The sequence below is a fragment of the Horticoccus luteus genome, from assembly GCF_019464535.1.
GTDB lineage: Bacteria > Verrucomicrobiota > Verrucomicrobiia > Opitutales > Opitutaceae > Horticoccus > Horticoccus luteus.
In genome coordinates this window covers 4,108,083-4,124,884 of the sequence record NZ_CP080507.1, presented here as the reverse complement: position 1 = coordinate 4,124,884, position 16,802 = coordinate 4,108,083, and the positions used below count along the sequence as shown (strand labels likewise).

At 66.3% G+C, this 16,802-nt stretch carries 14 protein-coding genes; 5 read left to right on the top strand and 9 right to left on the bottom strand.

Going from position 1 to position 16,802, the window contains the following annotated elements; genetic code table 11:
* Positions 1 to 76 precede the first annotated feature (76 nt).
* Together K0B96_RS16775 and K0B96_RS16770 are read left to right on the top strand one after the other, a co-directional pair.
* Entirely contained in the window at positions 77 to 352 is a 276-nt protein-coding gene (locus tag K0B96_RS16775) for an SWIB/MDM2 domain-containing protein (RefSeq protein WP_255558752.1), read from the top strand.
* Positions 353 to 479: 127 nt separating this feature from the next.
* Positions 480 to 1,451, top strand: a complete 972-nt coding sequence (locus tag K0B96_RS16770; RefSeq protein WP_220162147.1) for a DMT family transporter — start codon at positions 480 to 482, stop codon at positions 1,449 to 1,451.
* A 21-nt stretch (positions 1,452 to 1,472) separates the two neighbouring features.
* On the opposite strand, the gene K0B96_RS16765 is transcribed toward K0B96_RS16770, so the two are convergent.
* The 9 genes from K0B96_RS16765 to K0B96_RS16725 all read right to left on the bottom strand — a co-directional run bounded on the left by K0B96_RS16765 (position 1,473) and on the right by K0B96_RS16725 (position 10,525).
* A complete protein-coding gene (locus tag K0B96_RS16765) occupies positions 1,473 to 2,342 on the bottom strand; it encodes a DMT family transporter (RefSeq protein WP_220162145.1) in 870 nt (289 codons plus the stop codon).
* A 54-nt stretch (positions 2,343 to 2,396) separates the two neighbouring features.
* Positions 2,397 to 3,377 carry a c-type cytochrome gene (locus tag K0B96_RS16760; RefSeq protein ID WP_220162143.1) on the bottom strand — a complete coding sequence of 327 codons (981 nt, stop codon included), beginning with the start codon at positions 3,375 to 3,377 and terminating at the stop codon, positions 2,397 to 2,399.
* A gap of 216 nt (positions 3,378 to 3,593) precedes the next feature.
* Positions 3,594 to 4,319, bottom strand: coding sequence for an efflux RND transporter periplasmic adaptor subunit (locus K0B96_RS16755; protein ID WP_220162141.1), 726 nt, complete (start codon positions 4,317 to 4,319; stop codon positions 3,594 to 3,596).
* 14 nt (positions 4,320 to 4,333) lie between these two features.
* The gene (locus K0B96_RS16750; protein ID WP_220162139.1) at positions 4,334 to 5,887 is read right to left on the bottom strand and encodes a TolC family protein; all 1,554 of its coding nucleotides are present in this window, start codon (positions 5,885 to 5,887) and stop codon (positions 4,334 to 4,336) included.
* A gap of 10 nt (positions 5,888 to 5,897) precedes the next feature.
* Complete coding sequence (locus tag K0B96_RS16745; protein WP_220162137.1) at positions 5,898 to 7,013, bottom strand: hypothetical protein; 1,116 nt, start codon at positions 7,011 to 7,013, stop codon at positions 5,898 to 5,900.
* Positions 7,010 to 7,648 carry an ATP-binding cassette domain-containing protein gene (locus tag K0B96_RS16740; protein WP_220162127.1) on the bottom strand — a complete coding sequence of 213 codons (639 nt, stop codon included), beginning with the start codon at positions 7,646 to 7,648 and terminating at the stop codon, positions 7,010 to 7,012. The genes K0B96_RS16745 and K0B96_RS16740 overlap by 4 nt, the downstream gene beginning before the upstream one ends.
* A 12-nt stretch (positions 7,649 to 7,660) precedes the next feature.
* Positions 7,661 to 8,830 carry an HlyD family secretion protein gene (locus K0B96_RS16735; protein WP_220162125.1) on the bottom strand — a complete coding sequence of 390 codons (1,170 nt, stop codon included), beginning with the start codon at positions 8,828 to 8,830 and terminating at the stop codon, positions 7,661 to 7,663.
* Positions 8,827 to 10,134 (bottom strand): TolC family protein, encoded by a 1,308-nt coding sequence (locus K0B96_RS16730; RefSeq protein ID WP_220162123.1) that lies wholly within the window; start codon positions 10,132 to 10,134, stop codon positions 8,827 to 8,829. Before K0B96_RS16730 ends, K0B96_RS16735 begins: the two co-directional genes overlap by 4 nt.
* Positions 10,103 to 10,525 carry a hypothetical protein gene (locus K0B96_RS16725; protein WP_220162121.1) on the bottom strand — a complete coding sequence of 141 codons (423 nt, stop codon included), beginning with the start codon at positions 10,523 to 10,525 and terminating at the stop codon, positions 10,103 to 10,105. Before K0B96_RS16725 ends, K0B96_RS16730 begins: the two co-directional genes overlap by 32 nt.
* 250 nt (positions 10,526 to 10,775) lie before the next feature.
* On the opposite strand from K0B96_RS16725, the gene K0B96_RS16720 reads away from it, so the two are divergent.
* The 3 genes from K0B96_RS16720 to K0B96_RS16710 are packed head-to-tail and all read left to right on the top strand — an operon-like array spanning position 10,776 to position 16,791.
* The gene (locus K0B96_RS16720) at positions 10,776 to 12,608 is read left to right on the top strand and encodes a GAF domain-containing protein (protein ID WP_220162119.1); all 1,833 of its coding nucleotides are present in this window, start codon (positions 10,776 to 10,778) and stop codon (positions 12,606 to 12,608) included.
* Positions 12,609 to 12,618: 10 nt separating this feature from the next.
* Positions 12,619 to 14,796 (top strand): hypothetical protein, encoded by a 2,178-nt coding sequence (locus tag K0B96_RS16715; protein WP_220162110.1) that lies wholly within the window; start codon positions 12,619 to 12,621, stop codon positions 14,794 to 14,796.
* 3 nt (positions 14,797 to 14,799) lie between these two features.
* Complete coding sequence (locus tag K0B96_RS16710; protein ID WP_220162108.1) at positions 14,800 to 16,791, top strand: preprotein translocase subunit SecA; 1,992 nt, start codon at positions 14,800 to 14,802, stop codon at positions 16,789 to 16,791.
* Positions 16,792 to 16,802 lie beyond the last annotated feature (11 nt).

Below are 16,802 nucleotides of genomic sequence, written 5' to 3'. Positions count from 1 at the left end.
TCTCCTAGGCAAAGAGGCCGTTTTCCCTCTAGAAGTGCCTTGCTCTCAAAGTAGAGCACCCACAATCCTCCACACTATGGCTAAAAAAGCACCCGCCCGTAAACCTAACGCTGCGTTCATGAAACCGGTCACGCCCGATGCCGCTCTCGCGGCCGTCGTGGGCGCGAGCCCCCTCCCCCGCACGGAGCTGACGAAGAAGCTCTGGGCTTATATCAAGAAGAACGGTCTGCAGGACAAGAAGGTGAAGACCCAGATCAACGCCGACGACAAGTTGAAGCCGATCTTCAACAACAAGAAGTCGGTTTCGATGTTCGAGATGACCAAGTTGGTCTCCGGCCACGTTACGAAGTAAGACGCAGTTCAACGCATTTATCCAAGCCGCCGACTTTGCTCGGCGGCTTTTTTGTGCCGGCGTTCCGGCGGGCGCCGCCAATTCGCTTGGCGCGCCCCGGGTGGCCGACCTACGCTGGCGGGCTTTCATGACGGCCACCGCCTCCCTGCATCGTTCCCGGGCGCTGCTCATGCTCCTTTGCGCCAATTTTTTCTGGGGGCTGAGTTTTCCCGTCATCAAAGGCGTCGTGCTGGTGCAGGAGCGACTCGTGCCGCTGGCGGGCTCCTGGTTTTATACGGTGAATGTGGTGGCGCCGCGTTTTCTATTGGGCGTCATTTTGATATTACTATTCCGGCCGCGGACGTTTTTCCACTCCACCCGCGCGGAGTGGACGCAGGGCGTGGTGATCGGGCTGTTTTCCGCCGCGGGCATGCTGTTTCAAAACGACGGGCTCCAATTCACCGCCGCATCGACCTCCGCGTTTTTAACGCAACTCTACGCGATCCTCATTCCGATTTATGTGGCGTTGCGGTCGCGGCGCGCGCCCGGTCCGGTGGTGTGGCTGAGTTGCGGGCTCGTGCTGGCGGGTGTGGCGATTCTTGGGCGGTTCGACTGGCGGGCGGCGCACCTCGGGCGTGGCGAGTGGGAGACGTTGCTGGCGTCGGTCTTTTTCATGGGCCAGATTCTGTGGCTGGAGAAGCCGGCGTTTGCCGCCAACCGGGCACTGAATCTCACCTTGATCATGTTCGCGACCCAGGCGGTGGTGTTCGGCGGACTCACGTTGCTGACCATGCCGGACTGGGCGGCGCTGGGCACCATGTGGACGTCGCCGGCGTGGGTGGCGCTCATCCTGATCCTCACGGTGTTTTGCACCGTGGTGGCGTATTGGTTGATGAATGCGTGGCAGCCGAAAATCAGTGCGACCGAGGCCGGCTTGATCTACTGCGTGGAACCGATTTTCGGGTCCGCAATGGCGTTATTCGTGCCGGGATTGATTTCGGCGGCGGCGGCGATCGCTTACGCGAATGAATCGCTCACGATGAACCTTCTGGTGGGCGGCGGATTGATTACGGCGGCGAATGTGCTGATCCAGTTGCGGCCGCCATTGCGGCACGCTTGACGGTGCGGCGACGGCGAGAGCTCAGGCGGTGGTGCGCGCGAGGGAAGGGGCGGGCGTTGGTCGTAAGGACCACCAGGAGCGCGCCGTGACGGCGAGGAGGACGAGTGCGCCGCCGGCGAGAGCGAAGTGGCCGGGACGTTCGCCGAGCACGAGAAAAACCCACAGCGGATTGAGGATGGGTTCGATCACGGGAACGAGCACCGCTTCGAGCGCGGTGAGGTGGCGGATGGCGCGGGCGTAAAAGTGATAGGAAACGCCGAGTTGCACGATGCCGAGCAACACCAAGGCGCCGGCGCCGGTCGCGGAAGGCAGGGGCGCGCCGAGCATCGCGGGCACGCCGAGCGCGCAGGCGAGCAGATTGCCGAGGATGATGGACTCGAGGGGCGAGCCATCCTTTTGCTTGCGCAGGAGAACGGCCATGACGGCGAAGCAGATGCCGCTGAAGATACCGACGGCGTTGCCCAGCAGGTTGGTGAGATCGAGCCGGTCGGCGAAAAACAAACCCATGCCACCGAGGGCGGCGAGGATGGCGAAGAAATCGGCGCGCGTGGGCCGTTCGTGCAACAACCACGCGCCCAGCAGCGCGACCCACACCGGCGCGGTGTATTGCAGCAGCACGGCGTTGGCGGCCGTGGTGAGTTTGGTGGCGAGGACGAACGTGGCGGTGCAGCCCGCGTAGGCAACGGCGGCGCCGAGCTGCACGGGCGACCAGGTGAACCGGAGCCGCCCGCGTGTCGTGACGATGAGAAACACCGCCGCGATGAAGCCGCGGCCGCCGGCGACGGCGAGAGGCGGCCAGTCGACGGCTTTGATCAGCAGACCGCCGAGGCTCCAGCAGAGCGCGGCGAAGAGCAACTGGCCGAGGGCGGTGCGGTGTTCGCGAGCGTGCACGCGTTGCGCATGCCGCGCGGGCGGGCGCGTTGCACGCGAAAAATGCGGTCGGGTTTAGTGGGCGGTGGACCAGCGCTCGACGACGTTTGGCACGGGGGGGACCGTGCGCAGGTAGTCGTAAATGGCACCGAGGTCGGCGTCGGTCATCCCGGCAAACATGCTCCACGGCATGACGGTTTGAAAGCCGCCCTTCGCCATGTCCACGGGGCCCAGGTTGGTTGGATCGCGATAGTGTTGGAAACGCGCGATGAATTCGCCGCGCGTCATGGCTTTGATGCCGGTGTCATCGGGCGTGAGGTTGGCGGAGCGGACGATGTGGCCTTGGCCGACATCGAAGGCAAAACCGCCGGCGAGCCGCGCGCCCACGGGCTTGCCGTGTTCTTCGCGCGTGTGGCACATCGCGCAGCCGGCGACGGTGACGAGGTAGCGGCCTTGCGCGACGGTGTCGGCCGGATCGGGCAACGGCTGCGGCGCAGCGGGCGCGGGCATCGTGTTAACCAAAAAATTAACCGGAAAGTCGGCGCGCGACGGCGGCACCGCGTGATTGATGGGGGCGAGGGTGCGGATGTAGGCGATGATGGCCCGGACGTCCTCGTCGGCCATGTGACCGTAATTCAGATAAGGCATGATCGGGAACAGCGCATGGCCATCACGGCTGACGCCCGTGGTGATGGCGCGGTAGAGTTCGCCATCGGTCCACGCGCCGACGCTGGCGGGCGTGATGTTTTTGGCGGTGAACGCGCCCGGAAAACCGAACCGGTGATCGAACGACTCGCCGCCGCGGCCTTCGGTGCCGGGCACCAGCGGGGCGGAGAAGCGCGACCAGTCGCGCTCCGAGTGGCAATCGATGCAGACGGCGACGTGATTCGCCAAGTAGCGACCGCGCGCGATCAATTCGGGCGTGGCGTGAATGACGAGGGCGGGTGCCGGCGCAGCCTTCGGCAGCGCGAACTTGAGGTAACAGAGGACGCCGGCGACCACGAGGACGGCCAAGCCGAGAAGCGCAGCGAGGATTTTGAGCAACTTGGAGAACATACGTGCAGGGGTGAAGCTGAGGAGGAAGAGCGGGTTGTCGCTCTCCGGCAACGCTGCAAATTGTCCCCGCTGGGCGCGGACGTGGATGCAGGCGAAGGTGCGTGCGACCGGGTCGCGGGCCGCGACCCGGTATGACGGTCTTGCCGCCGCCTGCCGCGGGGCACAAAAAAAGCGTGCCGGTTGAGGCACGCTTGGTGGGAAGGACAGGCGAGGCGGTTACTCCGCGTGGCGGGAAACTTCGGCGCGCAGACCGGCTTTGATGCGGCCGTCGGCGTTGGGCAGAATCACTTTCACGCGCATGAGGCCGCTGGCGGCATCGACGCGCGGGTCGATGAAATCCACTTTGCCGACGAACGTGCCGGTGGGATCGACGACGGGGCAGCGGACGTCCATTTCATCGCCGACTTTGAGGGCGGCGAGATCTTCGGCGCGCACGTAGAATTGCACGTAGACGCGGCTGATGTCGACGAGGCGGAACATCGGTTGCGAGGCCTGCACGGCCTCACCGACTTCGCGGAGTTTCTCGACGACGATGCCGGCGATCGGGGCGACGATTTCGCGCTGATGGTGCACTTCGGACGCCATGTCGAATTGCAGTTTGGCGAGCTCGAGTTCGATGCGGTTTTTCAGCGCCTCGTCTTCGCTGATGATCTTATCGGCGTAGAGATTTTTGGAGCCTTTGAAGTCGAATTCCTTCTTTTCGAGCGCCGCTTTGGTGCGGTTCATATCGAGCTCCTCCATCTTGTTGTAGAGTTGGGCGAGCGGCTGGCCGAGCGTGACGACATCGCCTTCCTTCACGAAGATGGCGGTGATGGAGCTTTGGACCGGGGAACTGACGACCACCTCCTTGTAGGGAAGGATGACGGCATCAAATGCCTTGGGCGCGGCGGAAACGATCGCGGCGCCGGCGGCGAACAAGAGGGTGAGGCAGAGGCTTTTCATGGGGAGGGAGCGCGTTATTCCGACTTCACGTCCACTTTCAACTGCTGGGGCAGCGTGCCGACGAGGGCGTAGAGCTGGGCGTAGGCTTTGTTGAGATCGACGAGCGTGGCGAGTTCGCGGGAATGCGCCTGGCTCATATCGCGCTGGGCGGTGGCGACGTTGTAACTGGTGGTGACGCCGGATGCCAGGCGCTTCTCTTCGGCGGTGAGCGCGGAGTCGGCCAGAGTGACGGAGTCGCGCACGAGTTTCATGCGTTCACGGGCGGAGGCGAGGTCGCGCATCGCCGAATCGAAGGCGCTGAGGAGCTGGACTTCCGTGCGCTTGACGGTGATGAGGGCCTGCATCTTGCGGGTCTTCGCCTCGGAGTAGCGGGCGCGGCCGACGCGGTTGGTGAGCGGGATGTTGACGACGAAACCGACGTTCCAATCCGGGCCGGTGCGTTGATCGAAGTCGGTGTAGGCGGGGCTCCAGTCGCCGGCGAGGCCGTTGTAGCTGAGGGAGGCCTTGAGGTCGACGCGGGGCCAGCGCTGATTTTTCGCGTAGGTGAGGCGGATGTCGCTGGCGCGCGCCGCTTCGACGTTGGCGAGGTAAACGGGGTTGTTTTCGAACATCGCCGGGAGAAGGCGATTGCGGTCGAGTTCGGGCAGATCGCGACGGAGGAAGGTGTTGTCGACGGTCCAGTCACCGTCTTCGGAATCGAAATTTTCGCGGGTGAGTTCGCGCAAGGTATTGCGGCGTTGGGCGAGGAAATTTTGGGCGAGGAGAAGTTCTTCGCGGGCTTCGGCGAGGCGGCCTTGGGCCTGCGTGACGTCGAGGGGCGACATTTTGCCCTCGTCGAGGCGGCGCTTGTTGTCGCGCACGAGGTTTTGCGCGAGTTCGACGGCCTGTTCCTTCACGCGGATGTTTTCCTGGCCGAAGACCATTTCGTAGTAGGCGCCGACGACGTTGGCCATGATGCGCAGGAGGGTGCCGCGCGTTTCCTGCTCGGAGGTGGCGAGGGCGCTTTTATTGAGGCGCACTTCGGCGAGGTTGGCGTTGAGACCGAAGTCGCGGAGCAAGGGCTGCGTGAGGGAGAACACCGCGGTGGCGGCGTATTCCGGATGAAAGCCGGGGCCGCTGACGCTGGGGTTGGTGAGGTTGCCGTTGAAGACGGGGGCCTTGCGATTGATGCTGTTGTCGTTGCGTTCGACGAACGTGTTCAACGAGTAGTTGGCGCCGGTGGGCAGTTTGCCGGTGAAGCCCGCTTCATAGTGGATGATCTCTTCCTGGTAGATCGTGATGGAGCTGCCGGTCGCAAGAAAATCGCGGTAGTTTTGCGGGTGCTCGGAGGAGAGCACGTAGCTGCCGGCGACGAAGGCGGGGTCGAAATCGCCCCATGCGGCGGCGAGGCGGTAACGCTGGGCTTCGGGGTCGAGGCGCTTGGCGCGCAATTCCAAATTGTTGTTGATCGCAGAAACGAGCAGGTCCTGCAGGGTCAACGGCGCGGTTTGCGCGAGGGCGGGAAGGGTGACCGCGCCGGCCACTAGGGCGAGTCCGGCGCGTTTGATGGATACGAGCAGCTTGGTCATGAACGAGAATTTAAGGGAGGACTTGCCCGACGGGCCGGCGCAGTGCCCGACCCAGGGGAAAAATACTGGCGAGAACACCGGTATTTACACCGATGGCAAGCCAGAGCCATTGGGCCGGAGCTAACGGCATGACGTCTGGGCTGATAACATTCACGCCCGCCAGCAGCCGGGCGGCGAGCGTGCCGCTCAACCAGATGCCGCAGAGCAGCGCTGTGTTGGCGAGGAGGAGGTTTTCGACCCACGCGCTGGCCCACAGCAAACCGCGGCCAACGCCCAGACTGCGCAGCAACGCCTGGGCGTAGCGCGTCTGCCGCTCCTCCAGCAATCCGATACACCCAAACATCGCGGCGATACAGCCGGCGAGCGCGACGAGCATGCCGCGGCGCCACTGCACCTGTCGGGCGACGAGCTCGTCGAGCGCCCGGCGGTAGGGAGAGGGATCCTGGACGGCGGGCGGAGGTTCGTTTTCTGCGGTGAAAAATCCAGCCACGAGTGCGGCGGTGTCGGCGAGCGAATGGCCGGCGTCGGGCGTGAAGAGCATGACGTCCAACCGGCCCGTGACATCGCCCGCGGGGGGCGGCAGGAGGACGAATTCATCGAGGCCCAAGGCCTGCCAGCGCGCGGCGGGCTGGACGGTGCGCGCGACGAGCGGGACGTTATGGAACGTGAGCCGCACGTCGCGCCCCGCGGGCAGGCTGCGCGTGAACCAGACGGCGCGGCCGGCGGGTGCTTCCGCCGGGAGGAGGGCGGCGAGTGTCGGCAACGCGGCGGCGAAGGCCGGCAGCGGCCGGTCCCAAGGGTTGAACGCAGGCTGTGGCAGTTGCTGGAGCCACGTGAGTTCGCCTTCGTGGCTCAGGGGCGCGGCCCAACTGTCGGCCGGCCACGGCGCCGCTTCGCCCAGCGCGGAGCGGGCGGGGACGCGCACGACAAGCGTGTCGAGGCCGAGGTGTTGCAACTGCGCGCGGCGGGCCATTTCCGCCGCCGCGAAACCGGCGAGGAAAACTCCGGCGGCTGCGGTGAGCACGAGGGTCAGCAGCCAGCGGGCGAAGGGCGAGATGGGTTGCGCCCGCCAGCGCGTGGTCAATTCGTGCGCGAGGTAACGCAGGACAGCCGGGGTGGCGTTCATGCGGCGGGGAGTTCGAGGGTCAACGCCGTCGCATCGCCGAGCGTCGCCGGGAGGCGGGGATCGTGAGTGGAGACGATGACAGAATTTCCGGCGGCCAGCCAGTCGCGCGCGAGCGCCGCGATGAGCGCCGTATTGGTATCGTCGAGACCGGACGTGGGTTCATCGAGGAGGAGGACGGCGGGCGCTTTGACAAGCGCGCGGGCGAGGGCGGCGCGCTGGATCTGCCCGCCGGACAGCTGTTCGACGCGAGTGGCGGACCACGGCTGCAAGCCCATCCGGTCGAGCCAGTGTTGCACGCGGGCGGCGAGGACGGCGGGCGGCACGCCGCCGATCAAGCCGGCGAGTTCGAGATTCCGTTGCAGCGAGACGCCGGGCAGCAGGTTGAACTGTTGAAAAACGAAGCCGACGTCGTGGCGCTGGAAAGCGGCGTCGGGGGCGCGGCCGTGACGGGTGGTCACAGTGCCGGCAGCGGGCGCGAGGTAACCGGCGAGCAATTTCAGCAGGGTGCTTTTACCGCCGCCGGAAGGGCCGCGCAGGATCGTGAGGCCGGCGGGGAAGTCTTGGGAAAAGTCGTGAAGCACGGGCGCGGCCCCGCGCCGGTAGGCAAACGTAACGTGGCGCAGCGCGAATAACATCGGGCGCGGACTTCAGGGCGCGGGTTGCAACGCGAGCGCCTGGCGGCCTTCGGCGAGCAGTTCCGTGCCGGGCAGCAAGCGCGGCAGGCCGGCGCGCCAGCCATCGCGCAGGACGCCGTGCGCATCGAAGCGCACGAGGGCAAGTTTCGGGACGATGCGGGCGGCGTGCGGCAAGCGGGCAAACACGAGCACAGGCAACTCCACGCCGGCGGTCGGAACCGCGGTGGCCTGCGCCGGGGTGGCGGCTAGTTGAAAGCGAAAGATGGTGACGAGGACGGGCCCCTGCAGTTCGACCGTGCTACCGGCAAATTCCGCCGGCGCGGTGATGCCGCCGGGGAGGGTGACGACGGCCTGAAGTGTTTCCGGCGGCACGCTGTGGAGGAGCGGCAGCGTCGCGCGGACGCGCACTTCGAGGGCGGAAGAATCGGAAAGCGTGGCGATGATTTCGCCGGGTTCGACGTGGCGCGAGGCGCCGGGTTGCGCGAGGCGGAGGCGCGCGGCGAACGGCGCGGTGAGCGTCAATTGTTCATCGCGGAGGCGGAGCGCGCGGTCGCGTTGGTCGAGCTGGGCTTGGAGCGCGAGCAGGTCGGCGGGTTCGGCAGCACGATCGCCGGCGGCGAGTTGGGCGCGCTGCTCGCGGAGGCGTTGGAGCTGAGCCTCAGCTTGGGCGGGTGAGAGCGAAGGCTGCAGTTGCGGATCGAGCGGCGCGTCTTCGCCGCGGAAGAGGTCGGGCGATTTCTGGGCGAAGCGGGCGACCGAAAGGGTTTCCTGGGCGTCGGCAATTTCGCGGTCGAGGCGGGCGAGGGCGGCGGGCACCTCGAAGCGGGCATAGTGATCGCGCCGCTCGGTGAGGCGCTGGCGCATGTCCGCGAGATCGCGCGCTTCGTCGGCGGCGCCGGGGATCGTGATGCGCGCCCACGCGGCGTTGGCCGGGAGGGTGGCGTCGTTGGCGGCAGGAGGCAGGAGCATGAGTTCACCGGCCACCGGCGCGTGAACGACGTCGAGGCGGACGGGTTGCACGCCGGCGGGTAATTCGGCGAGGAGCAGCTCTTGGGCGGAGGGGAAGTCCTGCCATTGCCAGGCGGCGGGGGTGGGTGGGCGGGTCGACGCGGGTGGGCGAGTGCAACCGGCGCCGGTGAGGAGCAGGGCGATGGCTGCGGCGCGGAAGAGGGGCGGAGTCATCGGGAGGAGGCGGCGAGCGCGACGGTGGTCGGGGGAGCGGGGGTGGTCCAGCGGGTGTCGTCGAAAAACCACAACACCACTTCCCATTCGCGGCGTTCGGCGGCGAGCGCATCACGGCGCGCGAGGAGGTCGGGTCGAAGGCGCTCCGGGGCGTCGGGCAGGGCGGCGTTGAGCGCGGCGAACTCGCGATCGGTCACCTGGAGCTGGTCCAGCGCGGTGTGGAGTTGCGCGGCGACGCGGTGAGCTTCCTGCTCCAGGATGGTGCGGCGCAGGGCGAGTTCGGCGGTGAGGATGCGGCCCTCGCTGGCCTGCCGGCCCCGGGTATCGAGCGTCCAAAAGGCGTTGGCCCCGGCGAGGGTGTCGTGGGAAGACCAGTAGTCGCTCTGGCCATTGGTGCGGCGATAGAGCGTGGGGGTGCTGACCGAAAAATTTACTTCGGGCCAGGCCTGCAGGCGCACGCCGAGCTGGCGCGCGCGCAAGGCCACGAGTTCGATGGCGGCAAGGCGGAGGGGCAGGCCGGCGAGTTGGGCGGGAGCGGGGCGTTGGGCCACGCGATCGTAGCCGGGGTCGGGGAGCGGCCCGGAAAAGACGATGGGAGTGCCAGGCAGGCCGAGAAGATCGGCGACTTTTTCACGGGCGTCGGCGAGTTGGGCGTCGAGGCGGGTTTGGGCCGGGAGGAGGCGGCGCTGGGCGGCGGTGGCGGCGCGGGGTGCGCCGGGGGCGAGAGCGCGGGCGCGGGCTTGCTGGCGTTGCAGGCGGGCGAGTTGGGCGGCGAGATCTTCCTGGGCGGCGGCGGCGCGGTAGAGGGAGGTGACCTGTTCGCGCCAGACGGCTTCGCGGCCGAGTTCGGCGCGGGTGAGCGTGAGTTCGGCGGCTTCCGCGCGCGTGCGGTAGTTCATGAAGCCGGGCACGTCGAAGAAGACGGTGGCGGCAAAGTAGAACGGATCGAAGGTGTTGAGGGAGCTGCCGCCGAAGCTGCGGTTGTATCCGCTTTGCAAGCTCACGAGGGGAATCAGCGAGCGGCGAACTTGCTCGCGCGCTTCCCGGGCGCGGATCAGATCGAGCTCGGCGGAGCGAATCTTGGGGTTGGCGGCGCGGAGTTGCGCGAGTGCCCCGGCCCAGGAAAACGTGCGGGTTTCACGGCGGGGCGGAGTGGCGAGGGCGGCCCACGCCACGTGCTGGCGGGTTTGTTCGAGCGCGAGTTCGCGCCGGACGGAGAGGCAGCCGGAGACGGGAAGGGCCAGCAGCAGGGCGAGCGCGAGGCGCGCGCGTTTACTGATACTGGAACGTGCCGTGCTTGCCAACTTGGTCAACGTAGGTGCCGCCGGCGGAGGACGTGAACGTGAGCGTGTAAGTGCGCACGGGGTTGAACGTCGAAGCGATTTGCAGCTGAGCCTGCGTCGTCGTGCCGGCAACCTTGCCGTAGCTGTAGGTGCCGCTATCGCCGCCGGGGGAAGTGTAAGTGGACGCGCTGAAAGCGTAGGTGCTCGTGACCGTGGGTTGGTCGGGATCGGCAATCACGATCGTGTGATTGGCGATCGAGGCGGGAGCGAGATCAGGAACGGGAGGAGGCGGAGTGGGCGGTGTGCCGCCGCCGCCGCCACCGCCACCACAGGCGGCGACAAACATTGTGAGCACGAAAGCGAGGGGAAGGAGGGCGCAGCGCACGGGCAATTTAAGAAGCGGGAAGCTCATGAACGTGCAGTGAGGCATGAGCGCGCCCCGGGCTCGTGGCAACGGCATTCCAGTCGCAGCGCGAAATTATCCGAGGGGCGGAGATTTGGAAAATTTATCGTTCGGCAAGTCGGTCATGGAGTGGCGTCTGGCCGTTCCGCCATCGGGGAATCGCGCATTTTTGCTTGGAAAACGGCGAAACGGCGCGATGACATTTACCCTTCACACGCCGGGTAGCCCGCTGGAGCCCGCGTCGTGATGCCCTGGACGCATGAACAACACTTCCCCGTTTGCGACCCCTGCCGAAGCCGTGGCCCGGCTCGAAGCGTGCCGCCTGTTTGAAGGGTCCCCCAAGGAATTCTGGCCTCGTTTTGCGCAGACTTGTGCGGAACTGGTGCAGGCGCCCGCGGCGGCTGTCGTGGTGCGCGTGGGCGAGGGGTGGCGACTGGCCGCGGGCTGGCCGACGGCGCGGGAGTTTCCGCTGCCTTTGGCGGGTCCGGTGTTTGGACCGCTGGCGGAACGCGCGCTCGCCGAGGGGCTGGCGGCGGCGGCGACGAATGCGACCGGCGGGTTGGGATTGCTGTTGGTGACGCTGTCCACGGGCGACGGCGGTGAAACGTGTTTACTGGCGGTGGCGCTGGCGCGGACGTCGCGCGACGAGATCGTCGCGGCGGGTTCGCTGCTGCGGCTCGCGTCGGATACGCCGTTGCTTTATCAGCGGCAGCGGTTGCTGGAGAAGACGAAGCGCGAGGTGGAGCACTTTGCGCAGGCGCTGGAAATTTTGGCGGCGACAAATGCGCATACGCGTTTCCTCGCGGTGGCGATGTCGCTGGTGAACGAACTGGCGGCGCGTTTCCACTCGACGCGGGTGGCGTTGGGCTGGACGGACGGCGCCTACGTGCGGGTGCAGGCGATCAGCGGCACGGACCGTTTCGAGAAGCGCATGACGATCGTGCAGCGATTGGAGGCGGCCATGGAGGAAGCGCGCGATCAGGATGAGGAGATCGTCTGGCCGGCGCTGAGCGAGAGCACGGCGATCACCCGCGATCATGCCGCTTACGCGGAGGCGGAGCGCGTGCCGTTTTTGTTGTCGGTGCCGGTGCGCGTGGAAGGCGAGGCGCGGGGTGTGTTGACGCTCGAGCGCAGCGAGACGGCTTTTGGCGAATATGATGCGCTGGCGTTGCGGGTGATCGCGGACCAAGTGTCGCGGCGTCTCGATGAATTGCGGAAGCAGGACCGGTGGTTTGGGGCGCGCTGGGCGGTGGCCTTTCGCACGTGGTGCGCAGGCTTTCTCGGGCCGAAACAGACGTGGATCAAAGTGGGCGCGATCGCCGGGGCGGTGTTGCTCGCGATCGCGGTGTTCGTGCCGTTCCCGTATCGCGTCGACGGTACGTTCATCGTGCGGGCTGACGCGCTGCTGCATCTGCCGGCGCCCTTCGAAGGTTATCTCGCGGAAGTCGATGTGCGGCCGGGTGATCTGGTGAAGCAGGGCGATGTGCTGGTGAAACTGGATACGAGCGACCTCCTGGTGCAGCTCGCGGCGGCGCAGGCGGAGTTGCAGAGGCACGCGAGCGAAGCCGACAAGGCGGAGGCGGACCGGCAGCTTTCGGAGTTGCGCGTGGCGCGGGCGCAGCAGGCGGAATCGCAGGCGCGGGTTGACCTGGTGCGTTACCGGCTTTCGCGGGCGGAAATGCGGGCGCCGTTTGACGGCGTGGTCGTCGAAGGCGATTTGCGCGAAAAAATCGGCGCGCCGGTGAAGACCGGCGACATCCTGCTGAAGGTTTCCCAACTGAAGGGGCTCTACGTCGAGATGCGGGTGGTGGAAAAAGACATCGACCAGATCCAGAACAGCCACACGGCGGACATCGCGTTTGCGAGCCGGCCTGAGGACACGTTCAAGGTGACGATCGATCGCATCGAGCCGTCGGCGATGCCGGACCGGGATGGAAATTTCTTTCTCGTGCATGGGCTGCTGGACCATCGGGCGGACTGGTTCCGGCCGGGGATGAGCGGCGTGGCCAAGATCGAGGCCGGCCACCGCAGTCTGCTGTGGATGGCGACGCACCGGTTGGTCGATTTCCTGCGGCTCAAGCTGTGGTGGTGAGCGCACGACCATGAGCGAGCAGCGGGCGTTATTCAGCGAGTCGTGGCATCGGGTGGCCGGGCAGCGGCTGCGGCTGCGGCCGTCGGTGACGATTCGGAAACAGGTGTTTCGCGGCGAGACGTGGCACATCGCACAGGATGGTTTCACGAATCAGTTTTTTCGTTTCCGGCCGGAGGCCTACCAGTTTGTGGCGCGCCTCGACGGCACGCGCACGATCGAGGAAATCTGGGTCGGCTGTCTCGAGCGGGATGGCGACCGCGCGCCGGGCCAGGGCGAGATCGTCTCGATGCTGGCGCAGTTGTATCAATCCAACCTGATCGCGTCGGATGTGCCGGCGGACACGGCGCAATTGTTTCAACGGCACCAGAAGCGGGTGCAGCAGGAGATCAAGTCACAGATTTTCGGCATCTTCTTTTTGCGTATCCGCCTGCTCGATCCGGAGCCGATTCTGCGGCGCTTGTGGCCGGTGGTGAAATGGCTTTGCACGCCGGGCGCGGGGTTGCTGTGGATCGTGATGGTGGGGCTGGGGCTGTCGGCGGTCATCAACCACTGGGATCAGGCGCAGGACCAGACGCAGAGCATTCTCGAACCGGGCAACCTCCTCCTGTTGTATCTCGGCTTCGCGATGGCGAAGCTGGTGCACGAATTCGGTCACGCGTTTGCGGTGAAAAAATTCGGGGGCGAGGTGCACGCGATGGGTGTGACCCTGCTGGTGTTCACGCCGATTCCGTATGTGGACGCGACGGCCGCCTGGGCCTTTCGCGAGCGGTGGAAACGCGTGATGGTGGGCTGCGCGGGCATGATCCCGGAGTTGTTTTTCGCGAGCATCGCGGCGCTCGTCTGGGCCAACACCGGCGCCGGGCTGCTCAACAGTCTCGCGTATAACGTCATGATCGTGGCGTCGGTCTCCACGGTGATTTTCAATATCAATCCGCTGCTGCGCTTTGACGGCTATTATATTCTCGCGGATCTGACCGACTCGCCGAATTTGCAGCCGCGGGCGGCGCGCCAGTGGCTGCACATGATCGAGAAATATGCGTTTGGCGGCAAATTCACCGAGAGCCCGGCGCGCAGCCGGAAGGAAGCGGTGTGGCTGTCGATTTACGGCGTGGCGAGCTGGGTTTATCGCATTCTCATCACGGTCTCGATCATCCTGCTCGTGGCGGATCGCTACTTCGGCATCGGGCTGCTCGCGGGTGTGGTGACGTTCATCGGTGCGTTTGTGATGCCGGTCGTCGGCGGGCTGCGTTACCTGACGCGGGAGCCGCGCATCCAGCGGGTGCGCAAACGGGCGTGGGGTGTGACGTTCGGCGCCCTCGCGGTCATTGTGATTTTGTTGGGGGTGGTGCCGTTTCCGCGGCATTTTCGTGCAGCGGGGGTGGTGCGGGCCGCGGGCTCGATGACAGTGCTCACGCCGGTCGACGGCTGGGCGGAATCCTTTGCGGTGCCCAGCGGAACCAGCGTACAGCAAGGCGCGCCGTTGGTCACGTTGCAGAACCCTGAACTGGCGCTGTCGATCGCGTCGGCGCGCGCAAATCTGGAACAAGCGGCCGCGCGGGAGCGGCAGATGCTGACGGAATTGGCTGCGGGGATTGCACCGATGAAGAAGCGGCGCGAATCGGTGGAGATGTTGCTGGCGCAGCTCGAGCACGATCAGGAGCAACTGGATTTTCGCGCGCCGGTGACGGGCGAATGGGTTTCCGCCCACAGCGATGACATGCTGGGCACGTGGATGGCGCGCGGGACGATGGTGGGCGAGCTCGTCGGCGACGGGCCGTTGTGGGATTTTTACGCGGTCGTGCCGCAGGACTTCGCGGGCGATTTGTTCGGCGGACACCTGCATGGCGCGGAGGTGCGTTTCCAAGGCTCTTCCGGGCGGGATTTGCGCGTGACCGACTGGCGCGTGGTGCCGGGCCGGCAGGACGTGCTGCCTTCGCCGGCGTTGGGCTGGGCGACGGGTGGCGCGGTGCGCGTGCGCATGGACGATCCGCGCGGCCTGCGGTCGGCCGAACCTTTCTTTCTCGTCGTGGCGCGCGTGCCGGCGCCGACCGGGGCGGCGGCGAAAGAGGGCCACGTGGTGTGGCACGGGCGAACGGGCGTGATCCGCTTCGATCTGCCGTGGTCGCCGCTGCTCGTGCAATGGGGCCGGGACTTCCGGCAGTTGTTGCAATCTCACTACCAGCTTTAGCCGATGCCGCTGCCGATGGAAGAAGTGCGGCGCACGGAAACGCGCCGCCTGGAAAAACTGCCGGAGGGGCTCGACTCGCTCGTGCATCGCGCGCATGGCGCGTGGAAAAGCCGGCGCCGCTTTCAACGCGAGCTGTGGGAGTCGGCCGGCCGCATCGAGACGGCCGCGGAGGCATTGCGGACGCTGCACGAACTGGAGTTGCGGGATTTGCTGCGAGCATGCCGGGCGAAAGTGCGGCGGCGCGGCCGCGACTGGATCTCGATCTTCGAGGAGGTGCTGCCCGCGGTCGTGGAGACGGCGCACCGCGAAATCGGTTTGCGGCCTTATCGGGTGCAAATCATGGGCGCGCTCGGCATTGCGCATGGGCGGCTGGTGGAGATGGCGACGGGCGAGGGCAAAACGCTGACGATTTCCCTCGCGGCGGTGCCGCTCGGCTGGCTCGGGCTGCCGTGCCACGTGATCACCGCCAACGACTACCTGGCGGAGCGCGACGCGAATGAACTGGCGCCGCTTTACCGCGCCTGCGGTTTGCGCGCCGGGCACATCTCGGCGCCGATGTCGCAGGAGGATCGACGGTCGAACTATCTCGCCGGCGTCGTCTATACGACGAGCAAGGAACTGGTGGCGGATTTTCTGCGCGACCGGCTGGCGCTCGGGCCGTTGACCGATCCGGGACGGCGCACGGTGGCGCGTTTTCTGAAACTGCCGCAGGGCACGCAGCCGCTGGTGCAGCGTGGGTTGTATTCGGCGATCGTCGACGAAGCGGACAACCAGATGATCGACGAAGCGGTGACGCCGTTGATCATCAGCCGGGAGCAGGAGAACGCGGATTTGCTGCACGCGTCGCGGCTGGCGGATCGGCTGGCGGCGAGCCTGCTCGTCGGGGAGGACTACGAGCTCAACGTGCAGTTCAAGGAAGTGAAGCTGCTCGAACTCGCGCACGGCAAGGTGGCGGCGTGGTGCCGCGAGCACGGGGAGGGCGTTTTTTCCCATCCGGCGTGGATGGAGACGCTCGTCACGCAGGCGCTGCATGCGCGGCACTTTTTTCTGCGCGACAAGCAATACGTCGTGGTCGACGGGCAGGTGATCATCGTCGATGAATTCACCGGTCGTTTGATGCCGGGTCGCACGTGGCGGCTGGGTCTGCACCAGGCCGTGCAGGCGAAGGAAGGTGTGTCGGTCACGAATCCCGCGGAGTCGCTCGCACGGCTGAGTTTCCAGCGGTTTTTCCGGTTGTTCCGGCTGCTCTCGGGCATCACCGGCACGGGGGCGGAAGCGAGCAACGAATTCTGGCGCATGTATGAACTGCCGCTCGTGGTCATCCCGCCGCATCGGCCGTGCGTGCGCGCCGAATGGCGCGAAGAGTTTTTTGTGACGGCGGCGGAAAAATGGAAGGCGATCGTCGCCGAAATCGAGCGATTGCACGCGCAGGGGCAGCCGATTCTCGTCGGCACGCGGAGCGTTGCGGCAAGCGAGCATCTGGGCCATTTGCTCACGGCGCGCGGCTTCACGTTCTCGATTCTCAATGCGGTGCGGCACAAGGAGGAGGCCGCGATCGTGAGTCTCGCGGGCGAGCCCAACTCCATCACCATCGCGACCAACATGGCGGGGCGCGGCACCGATATTCGCCTGGGCCACGGAGTCGCCGGTCACGGCGGGTTGCACGTGATCTTAACGGAGCTGCACGAGTCGGGGCGCATCGACCGCCAGTTGCGCGGGCGCGCGGGCCGTCAAGGCGATCCCGGCAGCACGCACACGTTCGCGTCGTTTGAGGACGAGTTGGTGGAGCGCTTTCTGCCGCCGCCGGTGCAGCGGCTGGTGCTCGCCGTGCTGCGGCGACATCCGCCGGGTTCGCGCAAAGTCGCCGCGTGGGCGCTGCATCTGGCGCAAAAGCGCGCGCAGAAGCAGGCGTATGTGCAACGCCGGATGGTGGCCGCGCAGGATCAGCAGCTCGCAGAAAACCTCATCGCCGGCGAAAACGTCGATCAGGTGTAGCGCGCGCTTCG

Bases quoted from the DNA above. Each gene is read 5' to 3' on its own strand.
- K0B96_RS16775 (WP_255558752.1), top strand. From the start codon at position 77: ATGGCTAAAAAAGCACCCGCCCGTAAACCTAACGCTGCGTTCATGAAA.
- K0B96_RS16770 (WP_220162147.1), top strand. From the start codon at position 480: ATGACGGCCACCGCCTCCCTGCATCGTTCCCGGGCGCTGCTCATGCTC.
- K0B96_RS16760 (WP_220162143.1), bottom strand. From the start codon at position 3,377: ATGTTCTCCAAGTTGCTCAAAATCCTCGCTGCGCTTCTCGGCTTGGCC.
- K0B96_RS16755 (WP_220162141.1), bottom strand. From the start codon at position 4,319: ATGAAAAGCCTCTGCCTCACCCTCTTGTTCGCCGCCGGCGCCGCGATC.
- K0B96_RS16750 (WP_220162139.1), bottom strand. From the start codon at position 5,887: ATGACCAAGCTGCTCGTATCCATCAAACGCGCCGGACTCGCCCTAGTG.
- K0B96_RS16745 (WP_220162137.1), bottom strand. From the start codon at position 7,013: ATGAACGCCACCCCGGCTGTCCTGCGTTACCTCGCGCACGAATTGACC.
- K0B96_RS16740 (WP_220162127.1), bottom strand. From the start codon at position 7,648: ATGTTATTCGCGCTGCGCCACGTTACGTTTGCCTACCGGCGCGGGGCC.
- K0B96_RS16735 (WP_220162125.1), bottom strand. From the start codon at position 8,830: ATGACTCCGCCCCTCTTCCGCGCCGCAGCCATCGCCCTGCTCCTCACC.
- K0B96_RS16725 (WP_220162121.1), bottom strand. From the start codon at position 10,525: ATGAGCTTCCCGCTTCTTAAATTGCCCGTGCGCTGCGCCCTCCTTCCC.
- K0B96_RS16720 (WP_220162119.1), top strand. From the start codon at position 10,776: ATGAACAACACTTCCCCGTTTGCGACCCCTGCCGAAGCCGTGGCCCGG.
- K0B96_RS16715 (WP_220162110.1), top strand. From the start codon at position 12,619: ATGAGCGAGCAGCGGGCGTTATTCAGCGAGTCGTGGCATCGGGTGGCC.
- K0B96_RS16710 (WP_220162108.1), top strand. From the start codon at position 14,800: ATGCCGCTGCCGATGGAAGAAGTGCGGCGCACGGAAACGCGCCGCCTG.